This window comes from Pantoea sp. B9002 (assembly GCF_013385945.1).
In the GTDB taxonomy this organism is placed as follows: Bacteria; Pseudomonadota; Gammaproteobacteria; order Enterobacterales; family Enterobacteriaceae; genus Pantoea.
This window is the reverse complement of sequence record NZ_JACAPA010000009.1, coordinates 300,743-321,259: the sequence shown is the minus strand read 5'-3', so window position 1 is coordinate 321,259 and position 20,517 is coordinate 300,743. Positions and strand designations below refer to the sequence as shown.

General features: G+C 57.8%; 21 protein-coding genes and 1 riboswitch. Of the genes, 14 read left to right on the top strand and 7 right to left on the bottom strand.

Annotated features, from left to right (window positions below):
• Positions 1–74 precede the first annotated feature (74 nt).
• Together HX773_RS07205 and bioA are read right to left on the bottom strand one after the other, a co-directional pair.
• Complete coding sequence (locus tag HX773_RS07205; protein ID WP_176971005.1) at positions 75–551, bottom strand: kinase inhibitor; 477 nt, start codon at positions 549–551, stop codon at positions 75–77.
• Positions 552–580: 29 nt separating this feature from the next.
• Entirely contained in the window at positions 581–1,876 is a 1,296-nt protein-coding gene (gene bioA / locus HX773_RS07200) for an adenosylmethionine--8-amino-7-oxononanoate transaminase (protein ID WP_176971004.1), read from the bottom strand.
• Between the two features lie 88 nt (positions 1,877–1,964).
• On the opposite strand from bioA, the gene bioB reads away from it, so the two are divergent.
• From bioB to bioD, 4 genes are read left to right on the top strand one after another with little or no spacing between them, the layout of a single operon-like run.
• Positions 1,965–2,996: a biotin synthase BioB gene (bioB, locus tag HX773_RS07195; protein ID WP_176971003.1), complete on the top strand. Its 1,032-nt coding sequence runs from the start codon at positions 1,965–1,967 to the stop codon at positions 2,994–2,996.
• A complete protein-coding gene (gene bioF / locus HX773_RS07190) occupies positions 2,997–4,148 on the top strand; it encodes an 8-amino-7-oxononanoate synthase (protein ID WP_176971002.1) in 1,152 nt (383 codons plus the stop codon). It begins immediately after the preceding gene.
• Entirely contained in the window at positions 4,132–4,887 is a 756-nt protein-coding gene (gene bioC, locus HX773_RS07185) for a malonyl-ACP O-methyltransferase BioC (RefSeq protein WP_176971001.1), read from the top strand. The genes bioF and bioC overlap by 17 nt, the downstream gene beginning before the upstream one ends.
• The gene (bioD, locus tag HX773_RS07180) at positions 4,884–5,555 is read left to right on the top strand and encodes a dethiobiotin synthase (protein ID WP_176971000.1); all 672 of its coding nucleotides are present in this window, start codon (positions 4,884–4,886) and stop codon (positions 5,553–5,555) included. The genes bioC and bioD overlap by 4 nt, the downstream gene beginning before the upstream one ends.
• Positions 5,556–5,636: 81 nt before the next feature.
• Here bioD and HX773_RS07175 read toward each other — a convergent pair whose 3' ends face one another.
• Positions 5,637–6,353, bottom strand: a complete 717-nt coding sequence (locus tag HX773_RS07175) for an ABC transporter ATP-binding protein (RefSeq protein WP_176970999.1) — start codon at positions 6,351–6,353, stop codon at positions 5,637–5,639.
• Between the two features lie 902 nt (positions 6,354–7,255).
• Between HX773_RS07175 and uvrB the strand changes: the two genes are divergently transcribed.
• Positions 7,256–9,277 (top strand): excinuclease ABC subunit UvrB, encoded by a 2,022-nt coding sequence (gene uvrB / locus HX773_RS07170; protein ID WP_176970998.1) that lies wholly within the window; start codon positions 7,256–7,258, stop codon positions 9,275–9,277.
• Positions 9,278–9,391: 114 nt separating this feature from the next.
• Here uvrB and yvcK read toward each other — a convergent pair whose 3' ends face one another.
• Positions 9,392–10,294: a uridine diphosphate-N-acetylglucosamine-binding protein YvcK gene (gene yvcK, locus HX773_RS07165; RefSeq protein ID WP_176970997.1), complete on the bottom strand. Its 903-nt coding sequence runs from the start codon at positions 10,292–10,294 to the stop codon at positions 9,392–9,394.
• A gap of 196 nt (positions 10,295–10,490) precedes the next feature.
• Positions 10,491–10,626, top strand: a riboswitch (molybdenum cofactor riboswitch).
• Here yvcK and moaA point away from each other — a divergent pair.
• From moaA to HX773_RS07130, 7 genes are all read left to right on the top strand, one after another.
• Positions 10,616–11,602, top strand: coding sequence for a GTP 3',8-cyclase MoaA (moaA, locus tag HX773_RS07160; RefSeq protein WP_176970996.1), 987 nt, complete (start codon positions 10,616–10,618; stop codon positions 11,600–11,602). It overlaps the preceding riboswitch by 11 nt.
• 17 nt (positions 11,603–11,619) lie before the next feature.
• Positions 11,620–12,135, top strand: coding sequence for a molybdenum cofactor biosynthesis protein B (gene moaB / locus HX773_RS07155; protein WP_101763177.1), 516 nt, complete (start codon positions 11,620–11,622; stop codon positions 12,133–12,135).
• 2 nt (positions 12,136–12,137) lie between these two features.
• The gene (moaC, locus tag HX773_RS07150; RefSeq protein ID WP_110865768.1) at positions 12,138–12,623 is read left to right on the top strand and encodes a cyclic pyranopterin monophosphate synthase MoaC; all 486 of its coding nucleotides are present in this window, start codon (positions 12,138–12,140) and stop codon (positions 12,621–12,623) included.
• Positions 12,616–12,861, top strand: coding sequence for a molybdopterin synthase sulfur carrier subunit (gene moaD / locus HX773_RS07145; RefSeq protein ID WP_176970995.1), 246 nt, complete (start codon positions 12,616–12,618; stop codon positions 12,859–12,861). The genes moaC and moaD overlap by 8 nt, the downstream gene beginning before the upstream one ends.
• Positions 12,862–12,863: 2 nt before the next feature.
• On the top strand, positions 12,864–13,316 hold the full coding sequence (gene moaE / locus HX773_RS07140) for a molybdopterin synthase catalytic subunit MoaE (protein ID WP_176970994.1): 453 nt from the start codon (positions 12,864–12,866) through the stop codon (positions 13,314–13,316).
• Between the two features lie 80 nt (positions 13,317–13,396).
• Positions 13,397–14,491, top strand: coding sequence for a DUF1615 domain-containing protein (locus HX773_RS07135; protein ID WP_176970993.1), 1,095 nt, complete (start codon positions 13,397–13,399; stop codon positions 14,489–14,491).
• A gap of 63 nt (positions 14,492–14,554) precedes the next feature.
• Complete coding sequence (locus HX773_RS07130; protein WP_176970992.1) at positions 14,555–15,262, top strand: Bax inhibitor-1/YccA family protein; 708 nt, start codon at positions 14,555–14,557, stop codon at positions 15,260–15,262.
• 102 nt (positions 15,263–15,364) lie between these two features.
• Here the strand turns inward: HX773_RS07130 and HX773_RS07125 are convergent, their stop codons facing one another.
• Genes HX773_RS07125 through HX773_RS07115 form a run of 3 tightly spaced genes read right to left on the bottom strand, consistent with a single transcriptional unit; the run spans position 15,365 to position 18,341 of the window.
• On the bottom strand, positions 15,365–16,339 hold the full coding sequence (locus HX773_RS07125; protein ID WP_176970991.1) for a lysylphosphatidylglycerol synthase domain-containing protein: 975 nt from the start codon (positions 16,337–16,339) through the stop codon (positions 15,365–15,367).
• Positions 16,339–17,583 carry a cardiolipin synthase ClsB gene (gene clsB, locus HX773_RS07120; RefSeq protein ID WP_176970990.1) on the bottom strand — a complete coding sequence of 415 codons (1,245 nt, stop codon included), beginning with the start codon at positions 17,581–17,583 and terminating at the stop codon, positions 16,339–16,341. Before clsB ends, HX773_RS07125 begins: the two co-directional genes overlap by 1 nt.
• Positions 17,580–18,341, bottom strand: a complete 762-nt coding sequence (locus HX773_RS07115; protein ID WP_154191953.1) for an endonuclease/exonuclease/phosphatase family protein — start codon at positions 18,339–18,341, stop codon at positions 17,580–17,582. The genes clsB and HX773_RS07115 overlap by 4 nt, the downstream gene beginning before the upstream one ends.
• A gap of 177 nt (positions 18,342–18,518) precedes the next feature.
• Here HX773_RS07115 and HX773_RS07110 point away from each other — a divergent pair, with 177 nt between their 5' ends.
• Together HX773_RS07110 and rhlE are read left to right on the top strand one after the other, a co-directional pair.
• Positions 18,519–18,911 carry a YbhQ family protein gene (locus tag HX773_RS07110; protein ID WP_007890591.1) on the top strand — a complete coding sequence of 131 codons (393 nt, stop codon included), beginning with the start codon at positions 18,519–18,521 and terminating at the stop codon, positions 18,909–18,911.
• A 214-nt stretch (positions 18,912–19,125) separates the two neighbouring features.
• Positions 19,126–20,514, top strand: a complete 1,389-nt coding sequence (rhlE, locus tag HX773_RS07105; protein ID WP_176970989.1) for an ATP-dependent RNA helicase RhlE — start codon at positions 19,126–19,128, stop codon at positions 20,512–20,514.
• Positions 20,515–20,517: the final 3 nt, after the last annotated feature.

The following is a 20,517-nucleotide window of genomic DNA, read 5'->3' as shown; positions in this document are numbered from 1 at the left end:
CCATCAGCCCGGTTTGTACCTAAATGCGCACCCTACAAACCCGTAGGGTCGCCATTCATGGCGACCCTTTCTTATTACGCGTACTTCACCGTAATCGACGCACTGGCCAGCGCATGAAAATGCACGTTAAAACCCACCATCGCGCCGCTCGCGCCTTCGTCCACGTCAATTTTATCCGTATCCAGCGCATGCACCGTAAAGATGTAGCGATGTGATTCGCCTTGCGGTGGCGCCGCGCCGCCGTAGCCGGTTTGGCCAAAATCGGTACGCGTCTGAATGGCGCTCGCCGGCAGTTCCGCCACGCCGGAACCGGCACCTTGCGGCAACACGGAGACTTCAGCCGGAATGTTCGCTACCACCCAATGCCACCAGCCGGAACCGGTAGGCGCGTCGGGATCGTAGCAGGTGACAACAAAGCTTTTGGTGCCTGCCGGTACATCATCCCACGCCAGATGCGGTGACACATTGTCGCCCTGGTAACCCATGCCATTGAAAACGTGTCGCTCTGGCATCTTATCGCCGTCGTTAAAATCCTGGCTAACTACGCGCATGATCGCTCCTTATTGGTTGTGCAGTGCCCTCAATCATGGTGGAAATGCGCCGCAACATCCAGTGCTGCACCGACCGCTTGCGTCAGTTTCGTCAGTTCGGCGGCAGAAATCAGATAAGGTGGCATCAGGTAGATCAAGCGCCCAAACGGCCGAATCCACACGCCGCGCTCAACGAAGAAGTGCTGCAGCGCCGCCATGTTCACGGCCTGATGGGTTTCAATCACGCCAATTGCACCCAGCACGCGCGCATCGGCGACCGCGCGATGAGTGCGCAGCGGCAGCAGCTCAGTGCGCAGCTGCTGTTCGATGTGCGCCACCTGCGTGGTCCAGCCGCCTTCACTAATCATCTTCAGACTTTCCACCGCCACCGCGCAGGCCAGCGGATTGCCCATAAAAGTAGGTCCGTGCATAAAGCAGCCCGCTGCGCTGCGGCTGATGGTGTCGGCGACCTCACGCGTGGTCAGCGTGGCGGAGAGCGTCATGGTGCCGCCGGTCAGCGCTTTGCCGAGGCAGAGAATGTCCGGCGTGATGCCCGCATGGTCGCAAGCAAACAGCTTGCCGCTGCGGCCAAATCCGGTGGCGATCTCATCGGCAATCAGCAGCAAACCGTATCGGTCGCACAGCTCGCGCACCTGCTGCAGATAGCGCGGATGGTAGAAACGCATCCCGCCCGCGCCTTGCACAATCGGCTCCAGAATCACCGCTGCAATCTCCCGATGGTGGGTTTCCGCCAGCTGCGCGAAATCGGCGAAATCGGCCTCGTTCCACGCGTCATCGAAAGCGCACTGCGGCGCGGTGGCGAACAGATGTTCCGGCAGATAGCCGCGCCACAGGCTGTGCATCGAATTGTCGGGATCGCACACCGACATCGCGGCAAAGGTATCACCGTGATAACCGCGCTTCAGCGTGAGGAATTTCTGTCGCGTTTGGTTGCGTCCCAGCCAGTATTGCAGCGCCATTTTCATCGACACTTCAACGGCGATCGAACCTGAATCGGCGAGGAACACGCACTCCAGCGCGTCAGGCGTCATGGCAACCAGCTGGCGACTCAGTTCCACCGCCGCCGGATGGGTAATGCCGCCAAACATCACATGCGACATCTGCGTCATTTGCTGCTGCAACGCCTGATTGAGACGCGGATGGTTGTAGCCGTGGATCGCCGCCCACCACGACGACATGCCGTCCACCAGTTCACGTCCATCGGCCAACTGCAGCTGGCAGCCGTGCGCCGCCACAACCGGATAACAAGGCAGGGGATCGCGCATCGACGTGTAGGGATGCCAGATATGCTGGCGGTCAAAGTTGAGGTCGTCCTGAGTGAACATGTGAGTTGTAAACCATTTTAAAAAGATTTAGTTTACAAGTATAACCACGTTAATCGTCGGGATGAACCCCCTTTTTCTGGAGTAAGCAATGGCAAACCGCTGGACACTGACACAAGCTCAGGCACTTTTCGATAAACCTTTCCTTGAGTTGATGTTTGAAGCGCAGCAAGTGCATCGTCAACATTTCGATCCACGCCAGGTGCAGGTCAGCACGCTGCTATCGATCAAAACCGGCGCCTGTCCGGAAGACTGTAAATACTGTCCGCAGAGCGCGCGCTACAAAACCGGTCTGGAATCGGAACGTCTGATGGAAGTGGATGCGGTGCTGGAATCGGCGCGCAAAGCCAAAGCGGCGGGATCGAGCCGTTTCTGCATGGGCGCCGCGTGGAAAAACCCGCACGAGCGTGACATGCCCTATCTGCAGCAGATGGTGCAGGGCGTGAAAGCGATGGGCATGGAAACCTGCATGACGCTTGGCACGCTGGATGGCAACCAGGCGCAGCGCCTCGCCGAAGCGGGGCTCGATTTCTACAACCACAACCTCGACACCTCGCCAGAATTCTACGGCAACATCATCACCACGCGCAGCTATCAGGAACGTCTGGATACGCTGGATAAAGTGCGCGGCGCGGGCATTAAAGTGTGTTCCGGCGGCATCGTGGGTCTGGGTGAAACGGTGAAGGATCGCGCGGGCCTGCTGGTGCAACTGGCAAATCTGCCGACGCCGCCCGAGAGCGTACCGATCAACATGCTGGTGAAGGTCAAAGGCACGCCGCTGGCCGATAACGACGACGTCGAACCGTTCGACTTCATCCGCACCATCGCGGTGGCGCGCATCATGATGCCCTCGTCGCACGTGCGTCTTTCTGCCGGACGCGAGCAGATGAGCGAGCAAACGCAGGCGATGTGCTTTATGGCCGGTGCTAACTCCATCTTCTACGGCTGCAAACTGCTCACCACGCCAAATCCTGAGGAGGATAAGGATCTGATTCTGTTCCGCAAATTGGGTCTGAATCCCGAGCATACCGCGACAACGGCGGGTGACAACGAGCAGCAGCATCAGCTCAGCGAGCAGCTGCTGCACGCCGATACCGAGCAGTTCTACAACGCGGCTGTGTAAATGGGCTGGTCACAACGTATCGACGAGGCGCTAGCGGCGCGGCGTGCCGCGGATGGCTGGCGTCTGCGGCGTCCCGTTGAGCACAACAGCGTGCGGGAAATTACGCTGGACGGTCAGCGTTATCGCCACTTCTCCAGCAACGACTATCTTGGTCTTAGCCAGCATCCGGCGGTGATTGCCGCGTGGCAGCAGGGCGCGGCCGAGACGGGCGCTGGCGCGGGTGCATCCGGGCATGTGACCGGCTACAGCCGCCACCATGCGCAGCTGGAAGAAGAGCTGGCTGACTGGCTGGGCTATTCGCGCGCGCTGCTGTTCATTTCGGGATTTGCCGCCAACCAGGCGGTGATCCATCTGCTGGCGGAAAAGCAGGATCGCATCTTCGCCGATAAGCTGGCGCACGCTTCACTGCTGGATGCCGCCAGCCACAGCCCGGCGAGCCTGCGTCGTTTTGCCCACAATCAGCCTGCAAGTCTGGCGAAGCTGCTGACAACGCCGTCGGACGGCGGCACGCTGGTGGTGACCGAAGGCGTGTTCAGCATGGACGGCGACAGCGCTCCGCTAGGACAGATCGCCGCAGAGACGCGGCGCGGCAACGGCTGGCTGCTGGTAGATGATGCGCACGGCATTGGCGTGACCGGCGCGCAAGGGCGCGGCAGCTGCTGGCAGCAGCAGGTTAAACCGGAACTGCTGATCGTCACCTTCGGCAAAGGATTTGGCGTCAGCGGCGCGGCGCTGCTGTGCGATGACGCCACCGCTGATTACGTCGAGCAGTTTTCGCGTCATCTGATCTACTCCACCGCGATGCCACCGGCGCAGTGCTACGCGCTGCTGGCGGCACTGCGACAGATTCAACAAGGTGATGCGCTGCGCGAAAAACTGCATAGCCACATTGCGCGTTTCCGCGCCGGTGCGGCGGATTTGCCGTGGCAGCTGGTCGATTCTGCGAGCGCCATCCAGCCGCTGATCGTTGGCGAAAACAGCGCAGCAATGGCGTTGTCGCAGCGGCTGGCGCAGGCCGGCTGTTGGGTCAGCGCGATTCGTCCGCCGACCGTGCCGCCGGGCACCGCGCGGCTGCGTATCACGCTCACCGCCGCGCATCACACCGATGATATTGATCGTCTGCTGGAGGCGCTGTATGACGCTGCAGGTTAACAAGCACGCCGTGGCGCAGGCCTTTGGTCGTGCGGCTGCCCATTACGAACAGCACGCCCAGTTACAGCGGCTGAGCGGCGATGCGCTGCTGGTGCTGGCACCCGCTGGTTTTGGTCCGCATCTGCTGGATGCCGGGTGCGGCACCGGCTGGTATAGCCGCTACTGGCGCGATCGCGGGCGCACGCTGACGGCGCTCGATCTGTCGCCCAACATGCTGCAAACCGCGCGCGATCAGCAATCGGCGCAGCACTATCTGTTGGGCGATATCGATGCGGTGCCGCTGCCGGACGCCAGCGTTGACGGCGTATGGAGCAATCTGGCGGTGCAGTGGAGCAGCGACTTGCACACCGCGCTGCAGCAGTTTTTGCGCGTCACGCGGCCGGGCGGCACGGTGCTGTTTTCCACGCTGCTCGACGGTTCGCTGCACGAAGTGCATCACGCGTGGGCGCAGCTGGATGGTCGCCAGCACGCTAACCGTTTCCTCAGCGCTGCGCAGTTTCATGCGGCCACCGCGACGCTGCCGATCGCTGCGCAGCAGCAGGTTATCACGCTGCATTTTCCCAGCGCGCTCAGCGCTATGCGCTCGCTGAAAGGCATTGGTGCCACGCATCTGCACGACGGACGCGGAGCCAGCGTGCTGACACGTTCCCAACTGGCACAGCTTGAGCAGCACTGGCCGCAGGACGAGGCCGGTTATCGCCTGAGTTATCACCTGATGTATGGAGTTTTAAGCAAATGACACGCTGGTTTATTACCGGAACCGATACCGAAGTGGGCAAAACCGTGGCCAGTGGCGCGCTGCTGCAGGCGGCGAGCGCCGCCGGTTTACGTACCGCAGGCTACAAGCCGGTAGCATCCGGCTGCGAGATCACGCCGCAAGGCATCCGCAACAGTGACGCGCTGGCATTGCAGCGCTACAGCAGCTTGCCGTTGAGCTACGAACAGGTGAACCCGCTGGCGTTTGTCGAGCCGACCTCGCCGCATATCATCAGCGCGGAAGAGGGCAGGCCGATTAGCTTCGCCACGCTGTCAGCGGGCTTGCGCGCGCTGGAGCAGCAGGCGGAATGGGTGTTAGTCGAAGGCGCAGGCGGATGGTTTACGCCGCTGTCAGAGACGCAAACCTATGCCGATTGGGTGGAAGCCGAGCAGCTGCCGGTGATTCTGGTGGTGGGCGTGAAGTTAGGCTGCATCAATCATGCAATGCTCACCGCCGAAGCGGTTAAAGCGCGCGGATTGCGGCTTGCAGGCTGGATTGCCAATGATATTCAGCCGCCGGGCAAACGCCATCAGGAGTATATGGCTACGCTGCGTCAGCGGATTGATGCGCCGTTCCTCGGTGAGATTCCGCACCTTAGCGATGAGACCGAGCAGGCCGAATGTGGGCGTTATTTGACGTTGCCGCAATAAACCAGGTCGCCATAAATGGCGACCCTACAAAACCACATCACGCACCGTATGGTCGCCATTCATGGCGACCTGGCTACATCGTCACGTCGCGGTCAGCCACTTATTCACCGTCAAATCATCCAACTGCGCCACTTTGCCGTGCGCCACATTGCGTCCGCGATGCAGCAGCAGGAAATAATCGGCGACGCGACGAATAAACGAGACGTGCTGCTCCAGCAGCAAAATGGTTAAACCATACTCACGGTTTAACCGACGAATCAGATTGCCCATCTCCTCTTCCAGCCACGGCGACATCCCTTCCGTCGGTTCATCCAGAATCACCAGCTTGGGTTGCAGCACCAGCGCGCGCGCCAGGGCCAAATGTTGCTGCTGTTCCATCGGCAACTCGCCGCTGCGCTGATGGCGCAACGAATAGAGCGCCGGGAACAGGTCAAACACCATTTCCGGAATGGCGCGGCTACGATCGTCCTGCGCCGCCATCAGGGCGATCAGCAGGTTATCCTCCACGCTCATCTGCGAGAAAATATGCCGTCCTTGCGGCACATAACCAATGCCGGTGCGCGCGCGCAGCTCGGCCGGTTGCAGCAGCAAATCTTCCGGCGGCGCGCCATCTTCCTGCCAGGTCATCGAGCCGCTGTTAATCGGCAGGCGGCCCATAATGCAGTTCACCAACGTGGTTTTGCCCATGCCGGGACTGCCCAGCACGCCGGTGCACGTGCCCGGCGGCAGATCGAGATCCACATCCCACAGAATGTGATTTTGACCGTAAAACTGATTCACCGAACGTAAACTCAGCATCTGACATACTCCTTCCAGATTATTAGCCTGAATGCTCCCGCTCTGTGTCGTCTGGCATACAGTCGTGCACGATTGATGGACACCGCTGTCGTCGGCAAGCGCCGATATGGACTCGTCACTCCATAGCGTTAACATTGCAATTCCCAGGCCAGGTTAGGAATTCAGGCGCATCTGCGGCTGAAACCTGACAAATCAGCGGCTAAAAGTTGAGAAATGCTTAACAATTGCCGGCGGTGATAAATCGACTGCACTTTGACGGTGCTGACTGCTTAACGTTTCTGGTGCATTTGATCGTTCGTAAGGCAATAACCGGGGAAATAAATGGCCTTAACGCCTGGCTTTTCTCCGGGGACGGCAAGGTAAATAGGTAAAAAGAAGGGTTAATGCGACACGCAGAGCGGGAAAAATAAATGCGAAAAAATTTTTTTTCACGCTTAAGAATGGGCGGGAGAAAATTATACACAGCCGATGGGCTCGGGGCTGGATTCACTTATCCACCATTACTGTGGATAACCTTGTGCATTAGCGACTGAAAACCGTGTGCAAGCGAGTAAATTCGCGGCCTTCATACATTATGATGAGAAACTGGGCTTTTGAGTCAATGTGAATTAAAACAGCAGGTTAGTTAAAATCAAGCATGCGAATTATCTGCCTTGTCATCGGACTGCAATTTAATGACACTCTATTGACAAATGTTAAAAGCGTCCTCCGCCTGGGGATAACATTGCGCAACAACAACTTGCCGCCTGCCGCTTAAATTGCACTGAAGAGAATCGCCGTCAGGTGCCATTATCGTGCAATGTTACTGTAATTATGTCCAGTATTTTTTTCTGGCAAATTCGCCATAGCAGAGTAGAATTAGCAGCCTGCCCGCCGACTTCATCTGCTGGAACCGCTAAAACATGAGCAAAGCCTTTAAACTCAACTCCGCTTTCAAGCCTTCAGGGGATCAACCTGAGGCGATTCGCCGTCTCGAAGAGGGACTGGAAGATGGACTCGCGCATCAAACGCTGTTGGGCGTTACGGGCTCAGGTAAAACCTTTACCGTGGCGAACGTGATTGCCGATCTCAACCGACCGACAATGGTGCTGGCGCCGAACAAAACGCTGGCGGCGCAGCTCTACGGTGAAATGAAGGAGTTCTTCCCGGATAACGCGGTGGAGTTTTTCGTCTCTTATTACGATTACTACCAGCCTGAAGCCTATGTGCCGAGTTCTGACACCTTTATCGAGAAAGATGCCTCGGTGAATGAGCACATTGAGCAGATGCGTCTGTCGGCGACCAAAGCGCTGCTGGAGCGCCGCGATGTCATCGTAGTGGCCTCGGTTTCGGCGATCTACGGTTTGGGCGATCCCGATCTCTACTTGAAAATGATGCTGCATCTGACGCGCGGCATGATTATCGATCAGCGCAGCATTCTGCGCCGCCTGGCGGAACTGCAATATAGCCGCAACGATCAGGCCTTCCAGCGCGGCACCTTCCGCGTACGCGGCGAAGTGATTGATGTGTTCCCGGCGGAATCGGACGACATTGCGCTGCGTATTGAGCTGTTTGATGAAGAAGTTGAGCGGCTGTCGCTGTTTGATCCGCTCACCGGCCAGATTGATTCGGTGATCCCGCGCTTTACCGTCTACCCGAAAACGCACTACGTAACGCCGCGTGAGCGCATCCTTAAGGCGATGGAAGAGATCAAAGATGAGCTGGTGGTGCGCCGCAAAGTGCTGCTGGAGAACAATAAGCTGCTGGAAGAGCAGCGTATTTCCCAGCGTACGCAGTTCGATCTCGAGATGATGAACGAGTTGGGTTACTGCTCCGGCATCGAAAACTACTCGCGCTATCTCTCCGGGCGCGGACCGGGCGAGCCGCCGCCAACCTTGTTCGACTATTTACCGGCGGATGGCTTGCTGGTGGTCGACGAATCGCACGTCACCATTCCGCAAATTGGCGGCATGTATCGCGGTGACCGCGCGCGTAAAGAGACGCTGGTGGAATACGGTTTCCGCCTGCCGTCGGCGCTGGATAACCGCCCGATGAAGTTTGAAGAGTTTGAAGCAGCAGCACCGCAAACCATTTATGTGTCGGCCACGCCGGGCAACTACGAGCTGGAAAAATCGGGCAGCGAAGTGATCGATCAGCTGGTGCGTCCAACCGGCTTGCTCGATCCGATCCTCGAAGTGCGCCCGGTGGCGACGCAGGTCGACGATTTGCTGTCGGAAATCCGCAAGCGTGTGGAGATTAACGAGCGCGTGCTGGTTACCGTACTGACTAAGCGCATGGCGGAAGATCTCACCGAATACCTTGTGGAACACGGCGAGAAGGTGCGTTATCTGCACTCGGATATCGATACCGTGGAACGTATGGAGATCATCCGCGATTTACGCCTCGGTGAATTTGATGTGCTGGTCGGCATCAACTTGCTGCGTGAAGGTCTGGATATGCCGGAAGTGTCGCTGGTGGCGATTCTCGATGCCGATAAAGAGGGCTTCCTGCGTTCGGAGCGTTCGCTGATTCAGACCATTGGTCGCGCCGCGCGTAACATCAACGGCCGGGCGATTCTTTACGCCGATAAAATCACGCCGTCGATGGAGCGCGCGATGGGCGAAACCGAGCGCCGTCGCGAGAAGCAGCAGAAATACAACGAAGAGAATGGCATTACGCCGCAAGGGCTCAACAAGAAGATCACCGATATTCTTGAGCTCGGCAAAAACGTGGTGAAAACGCGCGGCAAAGGCAAAACCGCTTCACGCACCGCAGCGGAAGCAGAAGCCAACTATATGGCGCTTACGCCGCAGGCGATGCAGAAGAAAATTCACGAGCTGGAAGGGCAGATGCAGCAACACGCGCAGAATCTGGAGTTTGAAGAGGCCGCCAGCGTGCGCGATCAGTTGCATCAATTGCGCGAGCTGTTTATTGCGGCTTCCTAGTTAGCATTGACTGTAGCGGCGCAATTTATTGCGCAATATCTCAGTGGACGCGTTGCCGCCATTGATACGCGCGATTAATCGCGCCGCTACGATTTGTGCGGTCAGTGATATTGGTTAAACGGCCTGAATCGCGTGTTCTAGCGCGATGCGCAGCAGCTGGCGGTCGTGACGATACTTGATGTCGGCGGCCTCCAGCGGTTCGCGAATGATTAAACGCTGTTCCACGCCGCGAATATCGGCGGCAGGACTCACCACCACCGCATCAATTACCCGCTTGCCAATCGCTTTCTCCATGATCGCCAACTTATCGGCCACATTCAGGCTAGCCGCCGCCGGGCTCAGTTCGCGGCCCAGATTGCCGATAAACACCATGGTGGCAGGCGTACGGCGCAGCGCGCGCGCCATATCTTCCATCAGCAGAATCGGCATCAGGCTGGTGTAAAAGCTGCCGGGACCAATCAGAATCAAATCTGCTTCACCGATCGCCTCGATCGCTTCACGGGTCGGTAACACATTCGGATGCAGCATCAACTCTTCGGGCGGCTGCTTCATCTCATCAATTGCCGTTTCGCCGTACACCATATTGCCTTCGCCATCCTGCGCCACCAGATCGACCGGCTGTTCCGACATCGGGATCAGAAACGCATCGACCTTGAGCAGATTGCGAATAATGTTAATGGCTTCCAGCGGGCGCACGCTCAGGTGATCAAGCGCCTTCAGCATCAGGTTGCCAAGATTGTGTCCGGCCAATTCGCCATTTCCGCTGAAGCGATACTCGAACATTGCGGTCGCCACGCTCGGTTCAGTAATCAGCTGATTCAGGCAGTTGCGCATATCGCCCCAGGCAATACCGCCTTCCGAGCGGCGAATGCGTCCGGTGGAACCGCCGTTATCGGTGGTGGTAACAATACCGGTTAAGCGCGAGCCTAACGGTGCCAGCGCCGACATCACGCGGCCAAGACCGTGTCCGCCACCCAACGCCACCACACGATCTAAATCTGCCAGGGTACGATTCATGTTGCTCCTTTATCTCTGACGTCCACGCGTTGAGGCGTAGTTGAACTGATATGCATCAATATCTGCGACGTATTTTAACGTATTCTGTCGCGAAAATGCGGTGAAAAACACGTTATGCATCAAGATATATAGCGAAATTCACTGATGGATGCCGATGAGTAATCGCGCTACCATTCACGCTAACCGTGTTGTCCACAATGACAGCAAACTCCCAAGCCTGCGTTCCTAAGTCTTAATCGATACGGAATTCCGGCCGCAGCCTTGAGCTGCCAGGGTGCAGAAAGAAATGACTGCATCTCCCGACTTTGGAAAGGTGTTCAGGTGCCACAATTTAAAGATGCCTACGCACGCAGCTTTTACTATCTGCGTCTGTCGGTGACGGATGTGTGTAACTTCCGTTGTACCTACTGCTTGCCCAACGGCTACAAGCCGAACGGTACGCACAATAAAAGCTTTCTCTCGCTGGATGAGATTCGTCGCGTGACGCGTGCCTTTGCGGCTGCGGGCACGGAAAAAGTGCGTCTGACGGGCGGCGAACCTTCTATGCGTCGCGATTTCACCGACATCATCGCTGCGGTGCGTGAAAACGCCGCCATTCGCCAGATCGCGATGACCACCAACGGTTACCGCATGGCGCGTGACGTAGGCGCCTGGCGCGCCGCCGGTCTCACCCATATCAACGTCAGCGTCGACAGCCTCGACGCACGCCAGTTTCACACCATTACCGGCCAGGACAAATTTGCTGAGGTGATGGCGGGAATCGACGCCGCCTTCGATGCCGGTTTCGAGAAAGTGAAAGTCAACAGCGTGCTGATGCGTGATGTGAACAGCCACAGTCTCAGCACCTTCCTTGAGTGGCTGCGCCTGCGACCGATTCAACTGCGCTTTATCGAACTGATGGAAACCGGTGAAGGCAGCGATCTGTTCCGCCGTCATCACATCTCCGGTGAAGTGATCCGCGATCAGCTGATCCTGCAAGGCTGGCAACGGCAGCCGCGCGGCCGCAGCGACGGTCCGGCGCAGGTGTTCCGTCATCCCGATTATCAGGGCGAAGTCGGCCTGATCATGCCGTACGAGAAAGATTTCTGTGCCAGCTGCAACCGCCTGCGCGTCTCGGCGCTGGGCAATCTGCATCTGTGCCTGTTTGGCGATGGCGGCGTGTCGCTGCGCGATCTGCTGGCCTCTGACGATCAGCAAGACGAGTTGCAGGCGCGCATTGCGCACAGCCTTGGACTGAAAAAGCAGACGCATTTCCTGCATCAGGGCAACACCGGCATCACGCAAAATCTCTCCTTTATTGGTGGCTAAACACAGGAGTTACGGCCATGGGTAAACCTTCCGGCGAATTTGTCGCCTTAAATGTGGCGGTGATGACCGTCTCGGATAGCCGCGATGCCAGCAATGACACATCGGGCGATTATCTGCGTGAAGCGCTGGCGGAAGCCGGGCATCAAGTGGTCGATCGCGCGATTGTGCCAGATAACCGCTATCGCATTCGCGCCACGGTATCGCGCTGGATTGCCAGTGACGATGTGCAAGTGGTGATCGTTAACGGCGGCACCGGTTTCAACAGCAAAAACAGCACGCCAGAAGCGTTGCTGCCGCTGCTGGACCGCGAAATCGAAGGCTTTGGCGAGTTGTTCCGCATGATCTCCTATGAAGAGATCGGCAGCTCGACGCTGCAGTCGCGCGCGGTGGCTGGATTAGCCAACCAGACGCTGATTTTTGCCGTGCCGGGATCGACCAACGCTTGCCGCAGCGCCTGGGAACGCATTATCGAAGATCAGCTGGATGCGCGTACGCGTCCGTGTAATTTCGTCTCACATTTGAAGAAGTTGTAAGTATGTCATCGTTAACTCATATCAATGCCGCTGGCGAAGCCCACATGGTGGATGTCTCTGGCAAAACCGAAACGGTGCGCGAAGCGCAGGCCGAAGCGCTGGTGCTGATGAGCGCCGAAACGCTGCAGATGATTATTGACGGCAGCCATCACAAAGGCGACGTGTTCGCCACCGCGCGCATCGCCGGTATTCAGGCGGCAAAACGCACCTGGGAACTGATTCCGCTCTGTCATCCGCTGATGCTGAGCAAAGTGGAAGTCACCTTGCTGGCCGAACCGCAGCACAATCGCGTGCGCGTCACCTCGCTCTGTCGTCTCACCGGCAAAACCGGCGTTGAGATGGAAGCGTTGACGGCGGCGTCCGTCGCGGCGCTCACCATCTATGACATGTGCAAAGCGGTGCAAAAAGACATCGTCATCGACCAGCTGCGTTTGCTGACTAAAAGCGGCGGCAAGTCCGGCGACTTCAAGGCGGTGAGCCATGATTAAGGTGCTGTTTTTTGCTCAGGTGCGGGAATTAACCGGCACCGCTTCACTGGATTTACAGCCTGCCTACGCCGATGTCGCCACGCTGCGCGCGGCGTTAGCGGAGAAGGGCGATCGCTGGGCGCTGGCGCTGGAATCCGGCAAGCTGCTGGCGGCGGTAAACCAAACGCTGGTGCCGATGAGTCATCCGCTGCGTGCGGGTGATGAAGTGGCCTTTTTCCCGCCGGTCACCGGAGGCTGATGATGGAAACGCAGATTCGTGTGGGAGCAGAGCCGTTCAACGTCGGCGAAGAGTACGAAAAACTCGCCGCCCATGAAAGCGACGGCGCGGTCGTCACCTTCACCGGCAAAGTGCGCAATCACAATCTCGGTGCCAGCGTGGCGGCCTTGACGCTGGAGCACTATCCCGGCATGACGGAAAAAGCGCTGGCGGAGATCGTTGAAGACGCGCGTCAGCGCTGGGCGCTGCAGCAGGTCACGGTGATCCATCGTGTTGGCGAACTGTTCCCCGGCGATGAGATTGTGTTTGTTGGCGTCAGCAGCGCGCATCGCGGCAGCGCATTCGCCGCCACCGAGTTCATCATGGATTACCTGAAAACCCGCGCGCCGTTCTGGAAGCGTGAAGCCACTGCCGCAGGCGACCGCTGGGTTGATGCCCGCGACAGCGATCATCAGGCCGCTGAGCGCTGGAGCTAGCGCGCAAAATCCTCCCGCTCCGATAGCGGCAGGCCACTGAAAACGTTAAGGTACGGTTTTTGTTGGCGTCAGGGATCAGGATGAACACGAGCAAGATGATGAAAGGCGCAGCGTTGCTGGCTGCGCTGGTGCTGGCCGGTTGTAGCACGAAGAAAGAGCCGCAGGCGCCCGCGCGTCAGCCCGCCGATGTAAAAAGCCAAATCCAGCAGTTGTTGCCCAGCGACGTGAAGCAGAAATCTGCCTGGGCCGACGACATCTATACCGCATTCCGCGTGCAGCAAATCGATGCCAGCGTCAGCAACCTTTGCGCGGTGATTGCCGTCACCGATCAGGAGTCTAACTTCAGCGCCGATGCGGTGGTGCCGGGCTTACCGAAAATCGCCTGGGGCGAGATCGATCGCCGCGCCGCTAAAGTGCACGTGCCGGCATTTCTGGTGCGCACCGCACTGCTGATCAAATCACCGAATGGCGAAAGCTATGCCGCGCGTCTGGATAAGGTGCGCAGCGAGAAAGAGCTGAGCGCCATCTTTGATGATTTCATCGATATGGTGCCGATGGGGCAGAAGCTGTTTGGCAACCTCAACCCGATTCATACCGGCGGGCCGATGCAGGTCAGCATTGAGTTTGCGGAAGCGCACGCCAAAGGCTATCCGTATGCGGTTGACGGCTCGATTCGTCGTGAGGTCTTCACTCGTCGCGGTGGCATCTACTTCGGCACGCTGCATCTGCTTGGCTATCCGGCCGATTACAGCCAGCCGCTGTATCGCTTCGCCGACTTCAACGCCGGTTGGTACGCCAGCCGTAATGCGGCATTCCAGGCGGCAATCGCCCGCGCCAGCGGCATCAAGCTGGCACTGGATGGCGACCTGATCGTCTATGGCAGCGAGCAGGCCGGTTCCACCGAACTGGCGGTGCGCAGCCTGAGTAAGCAGCTGGATATGAGCAATCGTGAAATCCGCCGCGATCTGGAGAAGGGCGACACCGAAGATTTTGCCAAAAGCACACTGTGGAAGCAGACCTTTATCCTCGCCGATAAGATGGCCGGAAAACGTCTGCCACGCGAAATGCTGCCCGGCATCAAGCTGGAGAGCCCGAAAATCACCCGCAATCTCACCACCGCGTGGTTTGCTCAGCGCGTAAATGGCCGCTATCAACAGTGCTTGACGCGCCGTTGACGCAAACGGGTGTACACTCCACACTTACAGAGTTTGTTAACGTAACAGCTAATGAGGCGCTTCATGGATCGATATCCACGTAATGATTCAATCGTGCAGCAGGCATCCACCTCGCTGCAGACCTACATGGCGCAGGTGTATGGCTGGATGACCTGCGGCTTGCTGCTCACCGCGTTTGTTTCGTGGTTTGCTGCCCGCACACCTGCAGTAATGGAACTGGTGTTTGCTAACCGCATCACTTTCTTCGGCTTGATCATCGCGCAGCTGGCGCTGGTGTTTGTGCTGTCTGGCATGGTGCAACGTATGAGCGGCGCGGTCGCCACTGCGCTGTTTATGCTCTATTCGGCGCTGACTGGCCTGACCATGGCGAGTATTTTCCTCGTCTACACCTACTCATCCATCGCCAGCACCTTCTTTGTGACGGCCGGGATGTTCGGTGCCATGAGCTTCTACGGTTACACCACCAAGCGCGACCTGAGCCGTTTTGGCAGCCTGCTGTTTATGGCGCTGATCGGTATTTTGCTGGCGTCACTGGTGAATTTCTGGCTAAAAAGCCCGGCGCTGATGTGGGCGATCACCTATATCGGCGTGGTGGTGTTTGTTGGCTTAACCGCCTATGACACGCAGAGGCTGAAGGCGATTGGCGAGAACATCAACGTCAATGACAAAGAGAACCTGCGTCGCGCCTCCATCATGGGCGCGCTAACGCTGTATCTCGACTTCATCAACCTGTTCCTGATGCTGCTGCGTATCTTCGGTAACCGCCGTTAAACCTCGCACCAAACGATTCCCTCTCCCGCGTGCGGTCTGCACCAATCCGTCCCCTCTCCCGCTTGCGGGAGAGGGTTAGGGTGAGGGGAATCCCGCACAAAACTAACGCGAAACCGATTTCTCCATCTTTTGCTCATTCTTCTGCCGCAAATGCTTCGCGCGACTCTCCAGCCACAAATACAGCACCAGCGCCACCAACAGCGGCAGGATAAAATAGAGCACGCGATACGCCAGCAGCGCCGCAATAATGGTGCCGTGCGACGCATGTTGCCCACTCAGCAGCGCCAAAAATACCGCTTCCAGCACGCCAATCCCGGCCGGGATATGAATAATCACACCCGCAATACTGCTGATCAACAGCACGCCCAGCACGATGGGATAATCCACCTGACGCGCCAGCAGCAGCCAGATAATCATGCCCATCACCATCCAGTTGGCGCAGGAAACCGCAAACTGGAACAGCGCCATGCGCAGCGAAGGCAGCTGCAGATGCTGGCCTTTTACCGTCCAGCGGCGCTTCTTCGCGAAGGCGCAAGCCCACAAATAGACCGCCACCATCACCAGCAGCACCGCGCCAATCATGCGCAGCGTGGTTTCACCAATGAACCAACCGGAAGGAATCGGCACCATGCCCGCCGCAAACACCACGCCGGCCAGCAAAATGTAGCCGAGCCAGTTGGTGGCGATGCTCAGCGAGAAAATGCGCGTAATGGTGTTGCCCGGCAAACCGAGTCGTGAGTAGAGCCGATAGCGCATCGCCACGCCGCCAACCCAGGTACTGAGCGTCAGGTTGAAGGCATAACAGATAAACGACACCAGCATCACCTGACGCTTCGCCAGCTTATGGCCGCAGTACGCACGTCCAATCAGGTCGTATAATCCGTAGGTCAGATAACTCACCACCACCAGCGCGGCAGCGCTCAGCACCACATAGCGGTTGTAGCCGACGATCACCGTATAAACATCTTCCCAGTTCACCTTGCGCGCATACACCACCAGCAGCACGATCACCGCGATAAAAAATAGCCAGGTGAGGATTTTCTTCGCCAGTTGCCAGCGCGGATTCTTTTTCGACATTAGGGTTTCGCTCCTGAATTATCGGCTTCAACCCGATCCTGAGTTTCCATTTCAGGCTGCACCGGCGGCGCAACCTGCGACAAGCGCGGCGTATGCGCAGGCAACCAACCGGCGATGGCCGGGAAGTGGCGTAAAAAGTGGAACACAATCACGCCTTTGGTGAGCTGCCACCAGTTGCGCGGCGGCAGCTTGTCATCCTCCACGCGCACGCAGTCCTGCTGAATCAGCAGTTCCAGATTGTCGCGCAGCGTCTGGTTGAAAGCGCGATCGTGCACCATCAAATTGGCTTCCAGATTGAGGGATAAACTCAGCGGATCGAGGTTGCTGGAGCCGACGGTGGACCATTGCTGATCCTGCACCGCAATTTTGCCGTGCAGTGGGCGGCGGCAATATTCATACACTTCCACGCCGCCATCGACCAAATAGTTGTACAGCAGCTCAGCACCGACTTTGACGATCGGCATATCGGGTTCGCCCTGCACAATCAACCTGACGCGCACGCCGCGTTGAGCCGCGCTGCGCATCTCACGCAGCAGACGATAGCCAGGGAAGAAGTAGGCGTTGGCGATGATCACATCCTTCTGGGCCTTGCGCAGCATGGCGAGATAGTGCTGCTCAATGTCGTCGCGGTGTTCGTCGTTATCGCGATAGACAAACAGCACCTGCGCTTCACCGGGCGTGGCGTTGACCGCCGGGCGATGGGAACGCGCGCCCCACCAGCGCCGCGTGTGCTGTTCGCTGCCCATCTCTTGCCGCACGTATTGGGCAATATCCAGCACCACCGGACCTTTCACCTCTACCGCATAATCCTGTTTGGATTGCGCGCCGAAATCGGTGTTGTGTTCGGCAGAAAAGTTGATGCCGCCGACAAAGGCGATCTCTTCATCGATCACCACGATTTTGCGGTGCAGGCGGCGGAACACGTTAGTGCGCATACCGAGCACCAGCGGACGCGGATCGTAATAGATAAAACGCACGCCGGCGGCCGTCAGGCTATCAACAAATCGGTCGGAGAGATCCGGCGAACCGTAGCCATCGACCATCACCTCGACTTTTACCCCGCGCTGCGCCGCCTTGAGCAATTGTTCGTGCAGATCGGTGCCGACTTCATCCTCAAACAGGATGAAGGTTTCCAGCAGCAGCGTGCGCTCGGCGCGTTGGATCGCGCCTGATACGCGCGGGAAAAACTGGTCACCATTTTCTAACAGACGGAGCTGATTACCGTCGCGCCAATTGAAACTCATAGGAAAATCTCCACCGCTAACGGCGCATGATCGGACAGGTGAGACCAGGGTTTAACCGGCAGCGCCCACGGCTTGCTCACCGTGGCGTTGCGAATGTAGATACGATCAAGCCGTAACAGCGGAAAACGCGCCGGGAAGGTGCGGGCAGGGCGGCCGGTTTTGATGCTGAACACTTCCTCTAAGCCCACCGCGCGCTTAAGAAAGCGATTGGCGCTGACCTGCCAGTCATTGAAATCACCGGCCACCACCAAAGGCGCATCGGGCGGCAACGTATCAATGAAGTCGCACATCATCTTCATCTGCGCCTGACGATGTTTCTCTTTCAGACCGAGATGCACGCAGAACACATGCAGCGGCTCCGCCCGATCCGGCAGGCGGATTTGGCAGTGCAACATGCCGCGCTTTTCACTTCCGGCGACGGAAATATCGCGGTTTTCATATTCAACGATGGGAAATCGTGACAATATCGCGTTCCCGTGATGTCCCTCGGGATAAACGGCGTTGCGGCCATAGGCGAAATCGTCCCACATGGTATCGGCCAGAAACTCGTAATGTGAGGTTTCCGGCCAGTTTTCGATATGCAGCGAATGGATGGCGTGGGTGCCCATCACCTCTTGCAGGAAGACGATATCCGCCGATGTGGCGCGAACAGCGTCGCGCAATTCCGGCAGGATAAAGCGGCGATTAAAGCTGGTGAACCCCTTGTGGGTATTGATCGTCAGGACTTTAAATGAAAATCCTTGCGTATTTTGTGGCATACTTCGACGCGCTCCTTTTCATCATCAACAGCACAAAGTGTAGTCTTTGTCACAAATGGGTGGTGTTAAGGGCAGAAAATTAGGGCGTAATCCGAAATTTGCTTTACATTGAGGACGTTCGTCTGGCCTCCAGCCAGATACACTTGGGCGACCTGTTGGGTCTGCCAGGAGAAGAGAATGAAATGGTCTAATCGTGTTCAGATTGTTACCGGACAAACCTGTTTGCACATTGCAATGCACCTGTTGGTGATTGCCGCACTGGTTTGGGGCTGGAAACATAGGGCGCTGGTTGAAGTGAGCAGTACCCTGGTGGCAGCTTATGCGGTGGTATTCATTACCATGCTGGTCATGCAGCGTAGTGCCCGTTTACGTAGAATGGGTGATTCCCTCGAAGAGGTGACCACCACTTACTACTTTGGCGCAGCGATGTTAACGCTGTTCCTGATCTCCCGCTTTATCCACAACAACCTGCTGATTGGTATCCTCGGCGTGGTGATGTTAGTGGGCCCGGCGCTGGTTTCACTGCTGGCGAAAGAGCCGGTCCAGCGCATCGAGAAGAAGCGCAGTTGATTGATTGAGGACCGCAATCTTGCGGACCTGACAAAAAGGAGCCGAATGCGGCTCTTTTTTTATGGATGCTGTACGCGCGGAAAGCTGCTAAACTCGCGCCCTTACGCATGGTAGTTTGTGCCCTTTTCACACGTGAGCCCCGCGCTTGCGTCATATCCCTCCTGAAAACTACATCGCCTACGGCGGTCAGGACGGTTCGGAGTAATACACCTGCATGTCATTTGACTCTCTCGGCTTAAGTGCCGATATTTTGCGTGCGGTAGCAGAACAAGGCTACCAAGAGCCGACGCCAATTCAGCGTCAGGCAATTCCTGTGGTGCTGGCTGGTCGTGACCTGCTGGCGAGCGCCCAAACCGGCACCGGTAAAACCGCCGGCTTTACGCTGCCGTTGCTGCAGCGTCTGACTGCAAAACCGTCTACGGCGCGTGGCCGCCGTCCGGTGCGTGCGTTGATCCTGACCCCGACCCGCGAACTGGCGGCTCAGGTTGGCGAGAACGTGCGTGAGTACAGTCAATATCTGGATATCCGTTCGCTGGTGGTATTCGGCGGCGTGAGCATCAACCCGCAGATGATGAAACTGCGCGGCGGCGTTGACGTGCTGGTGGCGACACCGGGCCGTCTGCTCGATCTGGCACACCAGAACGCGGTTGATCTGTCACAGGTTGAAATCCTCGTGCTGGATGAAGCGGATCGTATGCTCGATATGGGCTTCATCCACGACATCCGTCGCGTGCTGGCGCGTCTGCCTGCTAAGCGTCAGAACCTGCTGTTCTCTGCCACTTTCTCTGATGAGATCAAAACGCTGGCGGAAAAACTGCTTACCAACCCAGAACAGGTTGAAGTTGCGCGTCGTAACACCGCTTCTGAGCAGGTTTCACAGCAAGTGCATTTCGTGGATAAGAAGCGCAAGCGGGAACTGCTGTCGCTGATGATTGGTCGTGATAACTGGCAGCAAGTGCTGGTGTTCACCCGTACCAAACACGGCGCAAACCATCTGGCTGAGCAGCTGAACAAAGACGGCATCACCGCCGCTGCGATCCACGGCAACAAGAGCCAGGGCGCGCGTACCCGTGCATTGGCTGACTTCAAATCCGGCGGCATTCGCGTGCTGGTGGCAACCGACATCGCGGCGCGTGGCCTCGATATCGAAGAGCTGCCACATGTGGTGAACTATGAGCTGCCGAACGTGGCGGAAGACTACGTGCACCGTATTGGCCGTACTGGCCGTGCGGCGGCAACCGGTGCTGCACTGTCGCTGGTGTGTGTTGATGAACACAAACTGCTGCGCGATATCGAGCGTCTGCTGAAGCGTGAAATCCCACGCATTGAGCTGGAAGGCTTCGAAGTCGATCCAAGCATCAAAGCGGAGCCTATCCAGAACGGTCGTCAGCAGCAGGGCGGCGGTCGCGGTCAGGGTGGACGGGGTCAAGGCCAGGGTCGTGGTCAGGGCGGCAACGTTTCTCGTCCGCACAGCGGCAATGCGCCACGTCCGCAGGGTGAAGCGCGTTCAGCGCGTCGTCCTGCGCAGGGCGCAAGCCAGGCCGCGCCAGCCGCCAACAGCGGTCGTCGTCGTCCAGCACCAAAGAAAACCGGGAACGCCTAACGT